This is a genomic window from Tautonia sp. JC769, from assembly GCF_040717455.1.
Classification (GTDB): domain Bacteria; phylum Planctomycetota; class Planctomycetia; order Isosphaerales; family Isosphaeraceae; genus Tautonia.
Genome location: NZ_JBFEFH010000010.1, coordinates 92,215 through 109,428 on the forward strand (window position 1 = coordinate 92,215; position 17,214 = coordinate 109,428).

Annotated in this window: 13 protein-coding genes; 10 read left to right on the plus strand and 3 right to left on the minus strand. The window is 68.2% G+C overall.

The genetic code is table 11. The features are described 5' to 3' along the window. The first annotated feature begins 33 nt into the window (after positions 1 to 33). From AB1L88_RS12315 to AB1L88_RS12360, 10 genes are all read left to right on the plus strand, one after another. Positions 34 to 2,436 carry a DUF2309 domain-containing protein gene (locus AB1L88_RS12315; RefSeq protein ID WP_367096960.1) on the plus strand — a complete coding sequence of 801 codons (2,403 nt, stop codon included), beginning with the start codon at positions 34 to 36 and terminating at the stop codon, positions 2,434 to 2,436. Positions 2,437 to 2,761: 325 nt separating this feature from the next. Then, positions 2,762 to 6,337 (plus strand): pyruvate:ferredoxin (flavodoxin) oxidoreductase, encoded by a 3,576-nt coding sequence (gene nifJ, locus AB1L88_RS12320; RefSeq protein WP_367096961.1) that lies wholly within the window; start codon positions 2,762 to 2,764, stop codon positions 6,335 to 6,337. Next, positions 6,334 to 7,347, plus strand: a complete 1,014-nt coding sequence (locus tag AB1L88_RS12325) for a dihydroorotate dehydrogenase-like protein (protein WP_367096962.1) — start codon at positions 6,334 to 6,336, stop codon at positions 7,345 to 7,347. The genes nifJ and AB1L88_RS12325 overlap by 4 nt, the downstream gene beginning before the upstream one ends. An 83-nt stretch (positions 7,348 to 7,430) precedes the next feature. Beyond that, positions 7,431 to 7,961 carry a bidirectional hydrogenase complex protein HoxE gene (gene hoxE / locus AB1L88_RS12330; RefSeq protein WP_367096963.1) on the plus strand — a complete coding sequence of 177 codons (531 nt, stop codon included), beginning with the start codon at positions 7,431 to 7,433 and terminating at the stop codon, positions 7,959 to 7,961. Then, a complete protein-coding gene (gene nuoF, locus AB1L88_RS12335; protein ID WP_367096964.1) occupies positions 7,951 to 9,612 on the plus strand; it encodes an NADH-quinone oxidoreductase subunit NuoF in 1,662 nt (553 codons plus the stop codon). The genes hoxE and nuoF overlap by 11 nt, the downstream gene beginning before the upstream one ends. Positions 9,613 to 9,616: 4 nt before the next feature. After that, the gene (gene hoxU, locus AB1L88_RS12340; RefSeq protein ID WP_367096965.1) at positions 9,617 to 10,327 is read left to right on the plus strand and encodes a bidirectional hydrogenase complex protein HoxU; all 711 of its coding nucleotides are present in this window, start codon (positions 9,617 to 9,619) and stop codon (positions 10,325 to 10,327) included. Further along, positions 10,315 to 10,923: an oxidoreductase gene (locus tag AB1L88_RS12345; protein WP_367096966.1), complete on the plus strand. Its 609-nt coding sequence runs from the start codon at positions 10,315 to 10,317 to the stop codon at positions 10,921 to 10,923. Before hoxU ends, AB1L88_RS12345 begins: the two co-directional genes overlap by 13 nt. 18 nt (positions 10,924 to 10,941) lie before the next feature. Further along, the gene (locus AB1L88_RS12350) at positions 10,942 to 12,366 is read left to right on the plus strand and encodes a Ni/Fe hydrogenase subunit alpha (RefSeq protein WP_367096967.1); all 1,425 of its coding nucleotides are present in this window, start codon (positions 10,942 to 10,944) and stop codon (positions 12,364 to 12,366) included. Beyond that, positions 12,366 to 12,947 (plus strand): hydrogenase maturation protease, encoded by a 582-nt coding sequence (locus AB1L88_RS12355; protein ID WP_367096968.1) that lies wholly within the window; start codon positions 12,366 to 12,368, stop codon positions 12,945 to 12,947. The genes AB1L88_RS12350 and AB1L88_RS12355 overlap by 1 nt, the downstream gene beginning before the upstream one ends. Before the next feature lie 59 nt (positions 12,948 to 13,006). Further along, entirely contained in the window at positions 13,007 to 13,975 is a 969-nt protein-coding gene (locus AB1L88_RS12360; RefSeq protein ID WP_367096969.1) for a hypothetical protein, read from the plus strand. Here the strand turns inward: AB1L88_RS12360 and AB1L88_RS12365 are convergent. The 3 genes from AB1L88_RS12365 to AB1L88_RS12375 all read right to left on the minus strand — a co-directional run bounded on the left by AB1L88_RS12365 (position 13,959) and on the right by AB1L88_RS12375 (position 16,860). Beyond that, positions 13,959 to 14,537, minus strand: coding sequence for an HAD family hydrolase (locus AB1L88_RS12365; RefSeq protein WP_367096970.1), 579 nt, complete (start codon positions 14,535 to 14,537; stop codon positions 13,959 to 13,961). The two genes, AB1L88_RS12360 and AB1L88_RS12365, sit on opposite strands and share 17 nt — an antisense overlap. A gap of 69 nt (positions 14,538 to 14,606) precedes the next feature. Beyond that, a complete protein-coding gene (locus AB1L88_RS12370; protein WP_367096971.1) occupies positions 14,607 to 15,686 on the minus strand; it encodes a dihydrodipicolinate synthase family protein in 1,080 nt (359 codons plus the stop codon). 124 nt (positions 15,687 to 15,810) lie between these two features. Beyond that, positions 15,811 to 16,860, minus strand: a complete 1,050-nt coding sequence (locus AB1L88_RS12375; protein ID WP_367096972.1) for an NAD(P)-dependent oxidoreductase — start codon at positions 16,858 to 16,860, stop codon at positions 15,811 to 15,813. Positions 16,861 to 17,214 lie beyond the last annotated feature (354 nt).

Genomic DNA, 17,214 nt, shown 5'->3' on the forward strand with positions numbered 1-17,214 from the left:
TTGACGACGACGGGAGCGATCGAGGGCCAATCGATGGCGGCGGTCCGAAGCATGGTGGATCGGGTCTGCAGGCGCATCCCCCCGCTCTGGGATCTGGAAAATTATGTCGCGGTGAACCCGTTCCTCGGGTTCCTCGATCGGCCGATCGACGACGCCGCCCGATCGGTCCGCGACGCGCTCGGCGCCCGGGTCCTGCCGGAGGTTGCCGCCTACCGCGAACGGTTCGCGGCCGGGGCCTTCAGCCTGGCCGACCTGGAGGAGGCCGCCCGCCAGTCGGGAGAGGCCGTCGAGCCGCTCGCCGAGATCTTGCTCGGGGACGCCGAGATCCCGACCCGATCCGCCCGCTCGACCCGGACGTTCACCGAGCGGCTCGACCGGGAGCGGGGGACGACCTGGGACGACGCCGTGATCCGGCAGGTCACCCGATGGTGCGCCGTGCATGCCTCGGGGGGGGGGACCTACTGGCGATTGCCGGAGAACCCGCTCGGCCTGTTCGCCTCGTGGCGCGAGGCGGCCCAGGCCGACCGGAGCCTGGAAGTGCTCGGCCTGAAGGGCTGGCGGGCTCGGATCGCCTCGCTTCCCGAAGATGCGATGGGGGCGATTGCCGAGGCGATGGCCCGGCTCGGGGTCGCGGCCGAAGACCAGGAGGCGTATCTCGGGCGGTTGCTCGGGGGCGTCTTCGGCTGGGCCGGCTTCTTCCGCCGGGAGAGCTGGGAGCGGGGGGACGCGTTCCCGGAGGTCGTGGCCGATTTGCTGGCGATCCGGTGTGCCGCCGATTGGGCCGTGGCGTCGATTCTGGAGGGGGCGCATCCGATCGAATCCCGTCGGTCGCAGGCTGAGGTTCCGGCCCCGGCCCCGGAGGACGAGTCGATCCGGGCCGTCTTCCAGGACGCCTGGGAGAACGGCTACGCCCGTCGGTTGTTCTCCCGGTTTCAGCCTCCGTCCGAGGCGAGCAGCAGCGGCGATCGGCCGGCCGTGCAGGGGGTCTTCTGCATCGACGTGCGGTCGGAGGTGTTGCGAAGGCACCTGGAGGCGCAGTCGGAAGCGATCGAGACGAAGGGGTTCGCCGGGTTCTTCGGCGTGCCTCTTTCCTGGGACGGGGGCGGATCGGGGGCGAGTGCCCGGTGCCCGGTCCTGCTCAAGCCGGCGGTGACGGTCGCCGGCGAGGCCGCGCCGAAGTCGGCGGCGGTCAAGGGGACGGCCAAGCACCTGCTCGGCGCCCCGGCCTCGGCGTTCGAGTTCGTCGAGATCCTGGGGCCGGCGTACAGCCTGGGCCTGGCGGCCGACGCGATGGCCCTGCGGTCGCCGAAGCACTCGGCCGAGGGGAAGGCGCCGTTCGCCCTTGATCGGAACGACCAGGGGGCGGGGATCGCCCCGCAGGCCCGGGTCGAGCTGGCCGCGGGGATCCTCAAGAACATGGGCCTGCGCGACCGCTTCGCCCGGCTCATCCTGCTCTGCGGGCACGAGAGTCACAGCAGCAACAACCCGCACGCCGCCGGGCTCGATTGCGGCGCCTGCGGGGGTCACGGCGGTGCGATCAATGCCCGGGTGGCCGCGGCCGTCTTGAATGATCCGGCCGTCCGGGAATCGCTCCGGGGGCTCGGCTGGGAGGTGCCGGGCGACACGCACTTCCTGCCCGGTGTCCACGACACGTCGGTCGACGAGGTGACCCTGCTCGACCTCGACCGCGTGCCGGCCTCGCATCAATCGGACGTGGCGCAGCTTCGATCGTGGCTCGACGAGGCCGGGGCTTTGACCCGGGCTGAGAGGGCCGGGGCGCTCGGCGTGCCGGGACGCCCGGCCGGATTGCTGGCGAAATGGCTCCGACGGCGGTCGCGCGACTGGTCCGAGGTCCGGCCCGAGTGGGGCCTGGCCCGCAATGCCGCCTTCATCGCCGCGCGTCGGGCCCGGACCCGGGGGGCGGACCTGGAAGGCCGGACCTTCCTGCACGATTACGACCCGGAGGGCGACGAGGACGGATCGATCCTCACGTTGATCCTGTCGGCGCCGATGGTCGTGGCCTCGTGGATCAACCTGCAATACTTCGCCTCGACGGTCGACAACGACGTCTTCGGCTGCGGGACGAAGACCCTGCACAACCGGGTCGGGTCGCTCGGGGTGGTCCTGGGCAACGGCGGCGATCTGCGGACCGGCCTGGCGATCCAGTCGGTGCACGACCCGAACGGCCACTGGTTCCACGAGCCCTTGCGGCTCCAGGTCGTGGTCGAGGCGCCGATTGATCGGATCGATGCGGTGCTGGAGCAGCAAGGGACCGTCCGGGCGCTGGTCGAGCACGGCTGGGTCCGGCTGTTCGCGCTCGACCCGGACGGAACCGAGATCCGCCAGCGGCTCGACGGGGGGCGCTGGGACGCCGTGCAGGGCCTTGAGGACGCGGCCGGTGCCCCCTCGGATGAGGGGGTGCTCATCGGCGTTTGAGGAACCTTGCCGGGGGCCTGATGTCTCGATCTGCTTGAAATCCCCACGGCTTCCCACGGAGGAGGCAAGGCTTCGCTTGCCTCGACCCGCAAGAGCAGATACACTACGAGATGTCTCGAATGCCGCTTGCGAGAGGCGGCTCGAATTCGGCTAAGAAAGCCCCGACAGGCGCCCTTTTGCGCCTGATCGGGGCTTTTTTGTTGCCATCAGGTTCCGCCACCCGCACCATCGACGGTGAAGGGGGGGCCGGCGGCAACGTCGCCGCCGCGTGCATTGGGCGCAGGGCAACGCCGAGTTCGTGCCGCTCGCATGGAGGAGGCCCGACGTGGACAGAAGATCGGTGACGGTCGACGGGAACGAGGCTGCCGCGTATGTCGCCCACCTCACGAACGAGGTGGTGGCGATCTACCCCATCACGCCCGCGTCTCCCATGGGAGAACTGGCCGACGCCTGGTCGGCGGCGGGCCGGGAGAACCTCTTCGGCGTGGTGCCCGACGTCATCGAGATGCAGAGCGAGGCCGGCGCCGCCGGGGCCGTGCACGGCGCCCTGCAGGCCGGGGCCCTGACGACGACCTTCACGGCGTCGCAGGGCTTGCTCCTGATGATCCCGAACATGTTCAAGATCGCCGGCGAGCTGATCCCGACGGTCTTCCACATCGCCGCCCGGTCGCTCGCGACGCATGCCCTGTCGATCTTCGGCGATCACAGCGACGTGATGGCCTGCCGATCGACCGGGTGGGCGATGCTCGCCTCCAGCTCGGTCCAGCAGGCGCAGGACATGGCGATGATCGGCCAGATGGCCACGCTGGAAAGCCGCATCCCCGTCTTGCACTTCTTCGATGGGTTCCGGACCTCGCACGAGGTCAACAAGATCGAACAACTCTCGCCCGACGACATCCGATCCTTGATCGACCCGAGGCTCGTCCAGGCTCACCGGGACCGTGCGCTTTCGCCCGATCGGCCGGTCCTGCGCGGGTCGGCCCAGAACCCCGACGTGTTCTTCCAGGCGAGGGAGGCGTGCAACCGGTTCTACGACGCCAAGCCGGGGATCGTCCAGGGGGCCATGGACCGGTTCGCGGCCCTGACCGGACGGTCGTACCGATTGTTCGATTACTCAGGGGCCCCGGACGCCGAGCGGGTCATCGTCGTGATGGGATCGGGGGCCGCCACGGTGGCCGAGACGGTCGCGACGCTGAACGCCCGGGGCGAGAAGGTCGGGATGCTCGAAGTGCATCTCTTCCGCCCGTTTGCGGTGGATGCGTTCCTCCGGGCACTGCCCGAGAGCACGCGGGCGCTCGCCGTGCTCGACCGGACGAAGGAGCCGGGAGCGATCGGCGAGCCGCTGTATCAGGACGTGCTCACGGCGTTGATCGAGTCGGGCGGGATCGACGGCGCAATGCCCCGCGTGATCGGGGGACGCTACGGGCTGTCGTCGAAGGAATTCACGCCGGGCATGGTGAAGGCGATCTTCGACGAGCTGGACGCCGAGCAGCCGAAGCGGAGGTTCACCGTCGGCATCGTCGACGACGTGACCCACCTGAGCCTGAAGTACGACCCCGACTTCTCGACCGAGCCCGACGACGTGACCCGGGCCGTCTTCTACGGCCTCGGCAGCGACGGGACCGTGGGAGCGAACAAGAACTCGGTCAAGATCATCGGCGAGAACACGCCGCTGCACGCCCAGGGGTATTTCGTCTACGACTCGAAGAAGTCGGGGGCGATCACCGTCTCTCACCTGCGGTTCGGCCCTCGCCCGATCAACTCGCCGTACTTGATCACCCGGGCGAACTTCGTTGCGTGCCACCAGTACAACTTCCTCGACCGGATGGACGTGCTGGAGCTGGCCGAGCCCGGCGCCACCTTCCTGCTCAACTGCCCTCACGGCCCGGACGAGGTCTGGGAGAGGCTGCCGGTCGAGATCCAGCAGACGATCCTCGACAAGCAGATTCAATTGTATGTCGTCGATGCCTTCCGGGTCGCCGCCGACGCCGGACTGGGCCAGCGCATCAATACGGTGATGCAGACCTGCTTCTTCGCCCTGGCCGACATCCTGCCCCGCGACGAGGCGATCGGCCACATCAAGGACGCGATCGAGAAGACCTACGGCAAGCGCGGCCAGGTCGTCCTCGATCGCAACAACGCGGCGGTGGATGGCTCGCTGGTGGCCCTGCACAGGGTCGAGGTCCCGCACGCGGTTGCGGGAGATCGCCGACGATTGCCGGTCGTTTCCGGTACGGTGCCCGACTTCGTCGGACGGGTGACGGCCCTGATGATGACCGGCAAGGGGGACCTCCTTCCGGTCAGTGCCCTGCCGGTGGACGGGACGTTCCCGACCGATACCGCCCGCTATGAGAAGCGGAGCATCGCCCAGGAAATCCCGATCTGGGACCCGGATCTTTGCATCCAGTGCGGGCTCTGCTCGTACGTCTGCCCGCACGCGACGATCCGGATGAAGGTCTTCGACCCGGCGGGTTTGAATGGTGGTGCGGAGGTCCTGCCGACCCGCCCCTGGAAGGGGAAGGAGTTCCCGGGCCAGCACATGGCCATCCAGGTGTATCCCGACGACTGCACGGGGTGCGGCGTCTGCGTGGACGTCTGCCCGGCCGTGAGCAAGGAGGTGTCCAGGCACAAGGCCATCAACATGGAGGCGAAGACCGACGAGGTCCTCCTCCGGGAACGGGCCCGGCTCGACGTCTTCGAACACCTGCCCGACCCCGATCGATCGACCATCAAGACCGAGACGGTCAAGGGCTCTCAGGTCCTGCTGCCGCTCTTCGAATTCTCGGGGGCCTGCGCCGGCTGCGGCGAGACGCCGTATCTCAGGCTGATGAGCCAACTCTTCGGCGATCGTGCCCTGATCGCCAACGCCACCGGCTGCTCGTCGATCTATGGGGGCAACCTGCCGACGACCCCCTGGTCGACGAATGCCGACGGCCGGGGCCCCGCCTGGGCCAACTCGCTCTTCGAGGACAATGCCGAGTTCGGCCTGGGGTTCCGCCTCGCGGTGGATCAGCTCGAAGCGTATGCCAGGGCACTTTTGAAGGGGCTGGCCGGGTCGCTGGGAGATGAACTCGTCCACGCCATCCTCGATGCCGACCAGCGGACCGAGGACGCGATCCGGGAGCAGCGTTCCCGCGTCTCGACGTTGATGCGGCGGCTGGACGCCCTCGATTCGCCGGATGCGATCGCGCTTCGGAACGTCGCCGAGGTCCTGGTGCGCCGGAGCGTCTGGATCGTGGGGGGGGACGGCTGGGCCTACGACATCGGCTTCGGCGGGCTCGATCACGTCATGGCATCCGGTCGGGATGTGAACATCCTGGTGCTTGACACGGAGGTCTATTCCAACACGGGGGGCCAGGCGTCGAAATCGACGCCGCGCGGGGCGGTCGCCAAGTTCGCGGCGCAGGGCAAGGGGATCGCGAAGAAGGACCTCGGCATGATCGCCGTGGACTACGGCAATGTCTACGTCGCCCAGGTGGCCATCGGGGCCAACCCCCTGCAGACGCTCAAGGCGTTTCACGAAGCGGAGTCGTACCCCGGCGTTTCGCTGATCCTGGCCTATAGCCACTGCATCGCCCACGGCATCCAGATGTCGACGTCGATGTCGCATCAGAAGGAGGCGACCGCGAGCGGCTACTGGCCCCTCTTCCGCCACGACCCGAGGCTGGCGGGGGCGGGCGCGACCCCCTTCCACCTCGACAGCCGCAAGCCGACGCTCCCCTTCCGGGAGTTCGCCATGAAGGAGGCCCGCTATGCCATGCTCGCGCGGACCCAGCCGGCCCGGGCCTCGGAATTGATGCAACTGGCCCAGCGAGACATCGACGAACGCTGGCATTTCTACGAACAGATGGCTGGGGTCGAACGCTCCGTGCCGGATCGGGTGAAAGGGGTGGTGTCATGAGCGTCGACCTGCGGACCTCGTATCTCGGCATGGAACTGGCCCATCCGGTCGTCGTCTCGGCCTGCTCGCTGGCGTTCGACCCGGCGAACCTGAAGCGGATGGAAGACGCCGGGGCCTCGGCGATCGTCCTGCCCTCGCTGTTCGAGGAGCAGATCGTCCACGACCAGATGGCCGTGCATGAGTTCTACGAGTTCACCTCGGAGAAGTTCCCCGAGGCGCTCAGCGTCTTCCCCGAGATGGAGGACTACAACACCGGGCCCGAGGCGTACCTCCGGCTCGTCGAGCAGGCCAAGCGGTCCCTGTCGGTCCCGGTCATCGGCAGCCTCAACGGCACCTCCGCCGGCGGCTGGACCCGGTATGCCCACCTGATCCAGGATGCCGGGGCCGATGCCCTGGAGTTGAACATCTATCACCTTGTGACCGACCCTCTGATCGACGCCCGGGCGGCCGAGGCCCGTTACCTGGAGCTGGTGGCCGAGGTGCGCAAGGCCGTCTCGATCCCGCTGGCGGTCAAGCTCGGGCCGTTCTTCAGCGCCCTGCCGCACATGGCGACCCGGCTGGTCGACGCCGGGGCCGATGGGTTGGTCCTCTTCAATCGGTTCTATCAGCCGGACATCGATTTGCAAACGCTGCGAGTGGTGTCTCGGCTGGTGCTCAGCACGAGTGACGAGGTCCGCTTGCCGATGCGCTGGATCGCGATCCTCTCCGGCAGGGTCAAGGCGTCGCTGGCCGCCACGACCGGGGTGCATACGCCTGAGGATGTGCTGAAGCTCCTGCTCGCCGGGGCGGACGTGACGATGGTCGCATCGGCCCTCTACTCGCACGGGATCGATCATCTGCGCGTCTTGGTCGAAGGGGTCCGAGCGTGGCTGGAGGAGCACGAATACACCTCGGTCGCGCAGATGAAGGGGAGCGTCAGCCAGGCCAATGCTCCCGACCCGGAGGCGTTTGAACGGGCCAACTACATCCGGACACTCGTCGACTTTACCGGCTCCGAATCGACACGCTGAGTCGTGCCCGATTCCGCGTCCCGGCTCGAGGACGGGGGCCGTCCTCGACGCCCTCAGGGATCAACGCCCAGGAGCGTAACACCATGGGCAGCCCGGTCGAAGACCCCCTCATCGATGGGATGACCACCGAACGAGCCCCGGGCGGCGATGATCGCTTCCGGGAGCTCGATGCCGCCATGAAACGGCATCGCTTCCGCCCCGACGCCTTGATTGAGGTCTTGCATACCGCCCAGGAACTGTTCGGCTGCCTCGGGCCGGACCTGCTGCGGCACGTGGCGAGGGGGTTCCGACTCCCCCCCAGCCATGTCTACGGAGTCGCCACGTTCTATCATCTCTTCACGTTCATCCCCAAAGGGGGGCATACCTGCACGGTCTGCACGGGGACGGCGTGCTACGTCAAGGGGTCGGATGCGCTGCTCGATGCGGCCGGACGACTCACGGCATCGCAGTCGGGGTCGACGCCACCGGGGGCGCGCATTTCCCTGGATACGGCCCGATGCCTGGGGGCCTGCGGATTGGCGCCGATCGTGGTCTTCGATGGCCAGGTTGTCGGCCAGATCAGCCCCGAGGAACTCACGGATCGCGTGAAGGGATGGATTGATCATGGATCTTAAGGAACTGGATGCCCTGGCCGTGGCCGAGCAACGGGACCGCGCCGCATTCGAGGTCCGGGTCTGCACGGCCGCGGGCTGCCTGTCTTGCGGGTCGAAGTCTTTGATCGCCGCCCTGGAGACGACCCTGGCGGGCCGCGGCCTGGCCGATCGCGTCCGGGTGCGCGGGGTCGGGTGCATGCGCCTGTGTTGCGAGGGCCCCCTGGTCTCGATCGACGCATCTGCAGGTGAATCGACCCGAGGGTCGAGGCTCTTCGGCAAGGTCGACGCCGCCCAGGCTCCGGAAATCGTCGGGGCCATCGAGCAGGGGCCGGGATCGAGCAATGGGTTGCAGGTGATCGACCCGGACGGCCCGTTCTTCGCTCACCAGCAGTCCGTCGTCCTCGAGCATTGCGGCCTCATCGAGCCCGAGCGGATCGAATCGGCCATCGCGATGGGCGGCTATCGATCGCTGCATCGGGCCTTGCACGACCTGAATCCCGGGGAGGTGGTCGAGCAGGTGACCCGCAGCGGCCTCCGGGGCCGGGGAGGGGCCGGGTACCCGACGGGGTTGAAGTGGGCCACGGTGGCCAAGATGCCCCCCGGCCGGAAATACGTGGTCTGCAACGCCGATGAAGGCGACCCGGGCGCGTTCATGGATCGGAGCATCCTGGAGAGCGACCCGCATCGAGTCCTGGAGGGGATGGCCATCGCGGCATACGCGGTCGGGGCCGACCAGGGGTTCCTCTACGTGCGGGGCGAGTATCCGCTCGCCATCGCCCGGCTCGACACGGCCATCAGGCAGGCCAATCGGGTCGGTTTGCTCGGCAGCGCGATCTTCGACTCCACGTTGAACTTCCGGGTCGACCTTCGGATCGGGGCCGGGGCCTTCGTGTGCGGGGAGGAGACCGCCCTGATCCACTCGATCGAGGGGCTACGCGGCACGCCGCGCCCCCGCCCCCCGTATCCGGCCGAATCGGGGCTTTGGGGGCATCCGACCCTGATCAACAATGTCGAGACCTTTGCCAATATCCCGGTGATCCTCCGCGAGGGGGCCGATTGGTTCGCCCGGATCGGGACCGAGCGGAGCAAGGGGACGAAGGTGTTCGCCCTGGCCGGGAACGTTCGTCGCTCCGGGATTGTCGAGGTCCCCATGGGGGTCTCCCTGCGCGAGATCGTCGACGAGATCGGCGGAGGCCCCCCGGGGGGTACGACCGTCAAGGCGGTCCAGACGGGGGGCCCGTCCGGGGGCTGTATCCCCGCCGAACTGCTCGACACCCCGGTCGATTACGAGTCGCTGAAGGCCCTGGGCTCGATCATGGGTTCCGGAGGCATGGTCGTCATGGGCCAGCACGTCGACATGGTCGGCGTTGCTCGCTATTTCATGAAATTCTGCATGGACGAGTCGTGCGGCAAGTGCGTCCCGTGCCGCGCGGGGACGGCCCAGCTCTATCGGCTCCTCGACCGGATCGAGCGGGGCGAGGCGTCGAGGGACGACCTGGGGACCCTGGAAGAACTCTGCGATCTCGTCCGGCATACGAGCCTGTGCGGGCTCGGGCAGTCGGCCCCGAATCCCGTCCTCAGCACCTTGCGCTTCTTCCGACATGAATACGAGTCGCGCGTGACGGACCCCGGCGAATCGCCCTCGTCCGCCGTGCCTGCCGAATCGAGGTGAGCCGATGGCGGTCAAGACCTTCGTCCTCGACGGCCAGTTCATCAGCGCCCGGGAGGGTCAGACCCTGCTGGAGGTCGCTCGGGAATCGGGGGTCCGGGTGCCGACCCTCTGTCATCTCGACGGCCTGGGGGAGGTCGGTGCGTGCCGGCTCTGCCTGGTGGAGGTGAATGGCCGCCTGATGCCCGCGTGCCTGACCCGGGTCGCCGAGGAGATGGACGTCCGGACCCAATCGGATCGGCTCCGGCGCTACCGGAAGCAGATCGTCGAGCTCCTCTTCGCCGAGCGGAACCATGTCTGCTCGGTCTGCGTCGCCAACGGGGATTGCGAGCTTCAGGACCTGGCGATGCAGCTCGGGGTCGATCACGTGAGGTATCCTCCCCAGGAACCCGAGTGCGCGGTCGATTTGTCGCACGATCGCTACGGGATCGATCACAACCGCTGCGTGCTCTGCACCCGATGCGTCCGGGTCTGCGACGAGATTGAGGGGGCCCACACCTGGGACGTGGCCGGGCGAGGGACGAATGCCCGGGTCATCACCGACCTGAATCAGCCCTGGGGAGACGCCTCGACCTGCACGTCGTGCGGGAAATGCGTGATGGCCTGCCCCACGGGGGCGCTCTTCCATCGCGGCTCATCGGTCTCGGAGAGCGCCCACGATCGCGAGACGCTGCATGCCTTGATCGTTGCCCGGGAGGAGAAGCGATGGCTCGTCTGAGACTGGCGACCGTATGGCTCGGCGGCTGCTCGGGCTGTCACATGTCGTTCCTGGACATGGACGAGTTCTTGATCGAGCTCGCGGACATCGCCGAGATCGTCTTCTCACCCCTGGTCGACGCCAAGGCGTACCCCGCGGGGGTCGACGTCGTCCTGGTCGAAGGGGCCGTGTGCAACGTCGATCACCTGGAAATGATCCGTCGCGTGCGGCGCGATTCCCGGACCCTGATCTCGTTCGGCGATTGCGCCGTGACCGGGAACGTCTCGGCGATCCGCAACGTGCTCGGTGGGGCCTTGCCGGTCCTCGAACGCTCGTATGTCGAGCGATCGGATCCCCCCGGGGCGATCCCGGCCCCCGACGACATCCTCCCCGGGCTCCTCGACCGCGTGGTGCCGGTGCATGCGGTGGTCGACGTCGACCTGTTCCTGCCGGGCTGTCCGCCGTCGGGGCCGATGATCAGGGCGGCCCTGGAGACGGTGCTCGCCGGCGGGCGGATCGACCTGATGGAGCATCACCTCTCATTCGGCCGCCCGGGCCGTCCCTGTCGGGCGGGACACGCGGTGCCCGCCCCGGGCTCCGCGCCGTCGCATTCCTGAACGAAGGAGCCTGGGATCATGGGCCAGCGCATTGTGATCGATCCGGTGACCCGGATCGAAGGGCATGCCAAGATCACGATTCAATTGAACGACGACCATTCGGTCGCCGATGCCCGCTTCCACGTCACCGAGTTTCGCGGCTTCGAGCGCTTCTGTGAGGGCCGCCCGTTCTGGGAGATGCCCGGCCTGACGGCCCGGATCTGCGGCATCTGCCCGGTGAGCCATCTGCTCGCCTCGGCCAAGGCCGGCGACGCCATCCTCAGCGTTCGCATCCCCCCGGCGGCCGAGAAGCTGCGTCGGCTGATGAATCTCGGGCAGATCGTCCAGTCGCACGCGCTCAGTTTCTTCCACCTCAGTGCGCCTGACCTGCTGCTGGGGTTCGACAGCGACCCCGCCTCGCGGAATCTGTTCGGATTGATCCGGGCCGATCCCGAGACGGCCCGACGCGGGATCCGCCTGCGGCAGTTCGGCCAGGAGGTCATCGAGCTGCTCGGCGGGAAGAAGATCCACCCGGACTGGTGCGTTCCGGGGGGGGTGAGGGCCTCGCTGGCGGATCAAGCGCGCGACCGTCTCAGACAGCGCCTCCCCGAGGCGATCGAGACCGCCCGATCCGCGCTCGATCTCATGAAAGGATTCCTCGACCGTTATCCCGACGAGGTCTCCAGCTTCGGCAATTTCCCGACGCTTTACCTCGGCCTGATCGGCGCGGATGGGTCGTGGGAGCACACCGACGGCCGGCTCCGGGTCATCGACGCCGCGGGCACGGTCCTCGCGGAAACCGCGAACCCCGGAGCGTATCGGGACATCCTCGCCGAGTCCGTCCAGCCCGATTCCTACCTCAAGTCGCCCTATTTCCGGCCCCTGGGCCGAACCGGCGGCATGTATCGCGTCGGCCCCCTGGCACGCTTGAACCTTTGCAAGCGCATGGGCACTCCCCTTGCCGATGCAGAGCTGGCCGAGTATCGCCAGAGGGGAGGGCGGATCGTTTCCGCTTCCTTCTGGTATCATTATGCGAGGCTCGTGGAGATCCTCGGCTGCGTTGAGCAAATTGACGCCATCCTGGAGGATCCGGAGCTGGGCTCGGATCACCTCCGGGCGCGGGCCGACGTGAACGCCCGGGAAGGTGTCGGAGTCAGTGAGGCGCCGAGGGGGACGCTCTTTCACCATTACACCGTTGACGAAACCGGCCTGATCCGATCGGTCAACCTGATCATCGCCACCGGCCAGAACAACCTGGCCATGAACGCGACCGTGCTGCAAATCGCGCGGCACTGGATTCGCGGCCCTCACATCCCCGAGGGTGTCCTGAACCGACTGGAGGCCGGCATCCGGGCCTTCGACCCCTGCCTCAGCTGCTCGACCCATGCCCTTGGCCACATGCCGATGCGGGTGCAGTTAATCGCCTCGGATGGCTCGATGCTCGATGAAGTCAGGCGAACGTGATGGATGGCCCCTCCCCCGCCTTCGACGATGATCGGCCGGTGCTCGTCATCGGTTTCGGGAATCTCCTCCGAGGCGACGACGGTGTCGGTCCCCGGGTCGCCGAGGCGGTCGCCGGGTGGAACCTCTCCGGGGTGGTTGCCCTTGCGGTCCACCAGTTGCTCCCGGAACTGGCCGAATCCCTGTCCCATGCTCGGTTCGTCATCTTCGCGGATGCCGACGTCGGGCCTCCGGGCGGCTCGGTCATCGTGTCGCCGCTCGCGCCTCGATGGTCCTTGCATGCGATCGCACACGTCAGCGATCCCCCCGTCCTACTCGCCCTGGCCCAGGCCCTCTATGGTCGTTGTCCCCCGGCAATCCTGCTCCGGATCCCGGTGCGAGACGTGAACGTCGGCTGCTCCCTCTCCCCGCTCGCCGAGACGGGGGCGAGGCAGGCACTGCACCGGATTGCCCTGCACCTTGCCGAGCAGGGCGTTGTCGTTCGGCCGGACATGTTGTCGCCGGCACGGTCGCGGACGGGCCCCCATGCGGGGCGTCCGCCCGAGTTGCCCGAAGGGTTGCGTGAGCAGGACGTTCTTCAATGATGCGATTCAGAGCCGGGTCACCTTCCGCGGCAGTCCCATCCGACGAGTCGTTTCGCTCGTTGATCCAGGCGCTTTCCGAGCCTCAATCCGGCCCGCACGCGGACAACCTGATCACCAACGAGGATTCCTTCCCGCGAGTCATCGGAGAGCTGGGGCGGGTGGCGACGCCCGACGGCGTGTACCTGGGCGTCGGCCCCGATCAGAATTTCTCGTACATCGCTCGATGCGCCCCGGTGCGATCGTTCGTCCTCGACTATCGCCGGCGGAACCTCCGCCTGCATCTCCTCCACAAGGCCTTGTTCATGCTTTCGGAAACCCGGGTCGACTACCTGACTCGGCTGACGGCCCGGCGCCCGGGGCATCTGCCGGAGCGTCCGGGGGCGGCCGAACTGGTCGAAGCCTATGCGAACGCCCCCTTCGACGAAGACCTGTTGGAGCGAACGCGTGTCGAGGTCTTCGGCCTGATCCGGGCGTACGGCGTCCTGGACGAGGCCGAATGGGACGACCTCGCTCGGATTCAGGCGCGGCTCGCCGGGCCGGGAATGCTCGCCAAGTTCCTCGCAATGCCCATCTATCCCACCTTCGGCGAGTTCATCCAGCAACCCGATCGCGACGGCTCCCCGGCCCACATGCTCGCTCAGGACGCTTCGTATCAACGCGTCCGGGACGCCCAGCGGAACGACCGGGTCATCCCCCTGGTGGCCGACCTGGCCGGCTCCGGTGCCCTGCCTCGCCTGGCGGCCTGGCTGGGGCTCCAGGGGCTGAAGGTCTCGGTCGTGTACGTCTCCGATGTCGAGTTCTTCCTGCTCCGGGCGGGGACGCTCGACGCCTACATCACGAACCTCGACCGCCTCCCGAAGCATGAGAACGCCCTGATTATTCGCACCAGCACCCGAGAGATCGACCACCCCGAGCGGGTCGCCGGCGACAGCGCAACCACCGTCATCCGGTCGCTCCCCGCGTTCATCGAGGCGGCCAGGGGCGGGCGCGTTCGCACCCCGGAAGACCTGTTCACGCCCGATGCCTAGCGGCGGCCTCGGCATCGAGGGCCAGGATCCGCCGGGCCGCCTCCGCCAGGTCGGCGGCGACTCCGTCAGGCCCGGGCGTCGGTCCTCCCGACCCATCTCGGCCGATCAGGACCGTCCGGCACCCCGCGCGTCGCCCGGCCTCGACATCGTCGAGACGATCGCCGACCATCCACGACCGCCCGAGGTCGATCTCCAGGAGCCTCGCGGCCTCTCGCAGCATCCCCGGGGCGGGCTTCCGGCACTCGCACGCCGTCGCGTAGCCCGCCTCGCTGCCGTCGGGGTGGTGGGGGCAGTAGAAGAAGCCGTCGAGGCCCAGACCCTGCTCGGCCAGGAGATCCCGCAACCGCTCCTCGACGGGTCCGATCGCCGACTCGGGGAAATAGCCTCGCGCCACGCCAGACTGGTTCGACACCACCACGAGCCGATAGCCGGCCCCGGCCAGCGCCCGAAGCCCCTCGACCGCGCCGTCGCAGAGCCGGATCAACGAGGGATCGACATTGTACGGGACGTTCTCGATGACGGTCCCGTCCTTGTCGAGGAAGATGGCGCGGCGGGTACTCATGCGGAATCGGCCCTCCGGTCCCCGGGTCGATTGAGTCGGATCGACTCGCTCGGGCATTGACATCTCCCATCATCCGCCGAGCCACGCGTCGCGGTGTTCGGCGACGAAGGCGTCGTCGTTCAACTCGGGGTAGCTCCGATGAACGCGGTCGATCTCGTCGAGCTGGCCGGGGCTGAGCCCCTCGTCGGGGTCGAGGCACCAGATCCCCTCCAGCAACCCCTGGCGGCGGAGGATCTCATGCAGCCCGGCAATGCAGCCGGCGAAGCCATTGGCCGCGTCGAAGAAGGCGGCGTTCGCGTCGGTCACCTGGGCGGCCCGGCCGAGGAGCGAGGCAGCGACCTCGGCCGACGGCCGATCGCCCGAGGTCGCGGCGTGACAGGCGTCGAGCAGCTCGACGGCCTTCCTCGTCCAGACGGCCCAGTGGCCGAGCAAGCCCCCGACGAACCGGCGCTCGACCCATCCGGAGCCGACCGGGAACCGGTAGGGCGAGATCAGGTCATGCACGATCGCGTCGTCATTGCCCGTATACAGGGCGATGTCGTCGCGGCCCGACTCGGCCACCGCACGCACCACGTCGAGGGTCCGGTAGCGGTCGAACGGGGCGACCTTGATCGCCGCCACGTTGTCGATCTCGGCGAACGATCGCCAGAACTCATACGAGAGGTCCGGCCCCCCCACCGCCCGCTGCAGGTAGAACCCGACGAGCGGCAGCACCTCGGCCACGGCCCGGCAGTGGCCCAGTCTCGCCTCGTCGTTTTCTCCGGCCACGGCGGAAAGGCTGAGCAGGCCGGCGTGGTAGCCCAGGTCGCGGAGGGTCGTCGCCTCGGCGACGGCCTGATCCGTCCGGCCGCAGATGCCGCCGACCCGGATCAAGGGGCGGCCGCCGCGGGCGTCGGCGCGGTCGAATTCCTCGGCCGCCAGGGCGAGCACCGGCTGGAACAACCCGCACCCGGGATCGCGGATGGCGAACTGGGTCGTATGGACCCCGACCGCCAGGCCGCCGGCCCCGGCCGCGGCGTAGTAGCGGCAGAGGGCCCGCTGCCGGCGCTCGTCGAGGCGTCGATCCGCCGTCAAGGCCAGGGGCATGGCCGGAATCACCGCCCCGAATCGCAGGCGATCGTGAACCTCGGGAGGAAGCGCGGCGGGCATGACGACACTCCGAACGATCAGCGATGAGCCGAGCCGGGCCGGGCCGACCCTCGGCTCGCCTCGCCAGGGACACGAAGGACCTCGTGAGCGGATGAACTCCCGCCGGACGCCGATTGCCCGACGCTCAGAACTTCCCGTCGCGGACCTCGAATCGGGTCGGCTTGTCGTATAACAGATTGCCTCGCTTCAGCCAATCGGCAATCAGGGCGATCAGGCGGTCGGTGGCGATCCGAGGCGGGCCGAAGAGCGACGCGGACAGGTCCGCGTTGCTCAACAGGGCATCGGCGGCCTCGGTCCCCGTGATGGTCGCCGAGGTACCGAAGTGCCCGGCGAACTGCTCGGCCACGTCGCGCACGCGGAGCGTCTCCTGCCCGGTCACGTTCAAGACGAACGGCGGGCTGGCGACCCGGTCGAACGCGGCGAGGGTCAGGGCGTTGGCGTCGCCCTGCCAGATGGTGTTGAAGTGGCCCATCGACACATCGATCGGTTCTCCGGCGAGGACCTTGCGGCCGATGTCCACCAGGACCCCGTAGCGCGGCTCGACGGCGTAGTTCAGGCGGATCAGGGCCATGGGGATGTCATGCGCCCGGCTGAAATACTCCATGACCCGCTCGCGGCCGACGCAGCTCATGCCGTAGTCGCCCACCGGGCGGAGGGGGTCCGACTCGAGCGACCCGCCGCTCTCGACCGGCACGAGCGGGTAGACGTTGCCGGTCGAGAAGGCCACGATCCGGCTATCCCGGTAGTTCCGGCAGACCAGGCCGGGCACGAAGCAGTTCACCGCCCAGGCGGTCGCCTGGTCGCCGCTCGCCCCGAACTTGAAGGCGGGCATGTGCACCACGTTCGGCACGTCGGGCAGGCGTTCGAGCTGGTCGGGGTCGAGCAGGTCGCAGCGAATCGTCTCGATCCCCCGGTCCTTCAGCCACGCCTCGCGCGACGGGTCGGAGAACCGGGCCACGCCGATCACCCGACGCCTGACCCCCGCCTCGTCCGAGGCCCGGCGCGCCATCCAGGTCAGGGTCGGCCCCATCTTGCCCGAGGCCCCCAGCACGATCAGGTCCCCCTCCAACCGCCTCATGGCCTCGACCACCGCCGGGGTCGGCTCCGAGAGCAATTCATCAAGATGATCGACGTCCCGGATCGCGTCGAGCTGGTGAAGGTCGGAGTGCGCCACGATGGATCGTCCCGCGTCTGAGGATTGATGGAAAGGGGCCGGGGGTCATCAATGGGGCCATCTTCCCGAAACGTGATCCGCCGGAGAGAAAATTGTTCGGAGTGGCTGGAGTCGTGTCGAGCCCAGTCGCCGGAGCGACCGTCTCGCGTCCCTCCCGCTCGGGTCAGGATGGACCTCAGCCCCCCACCTCGCAAGATACTCCACGGTCGAACACTAGGCTGATTTCCTTGTGCTGATCCGTCAAGAGAGGGCTGCCGGCCATCGCAACCGAGATTGGCAAAGTCGTCGGAATCTGCAAGGCTAGAACCGATCGCGCCGGTCGCACCGATTTCATCGCCCGAAAAGGCCGATCCC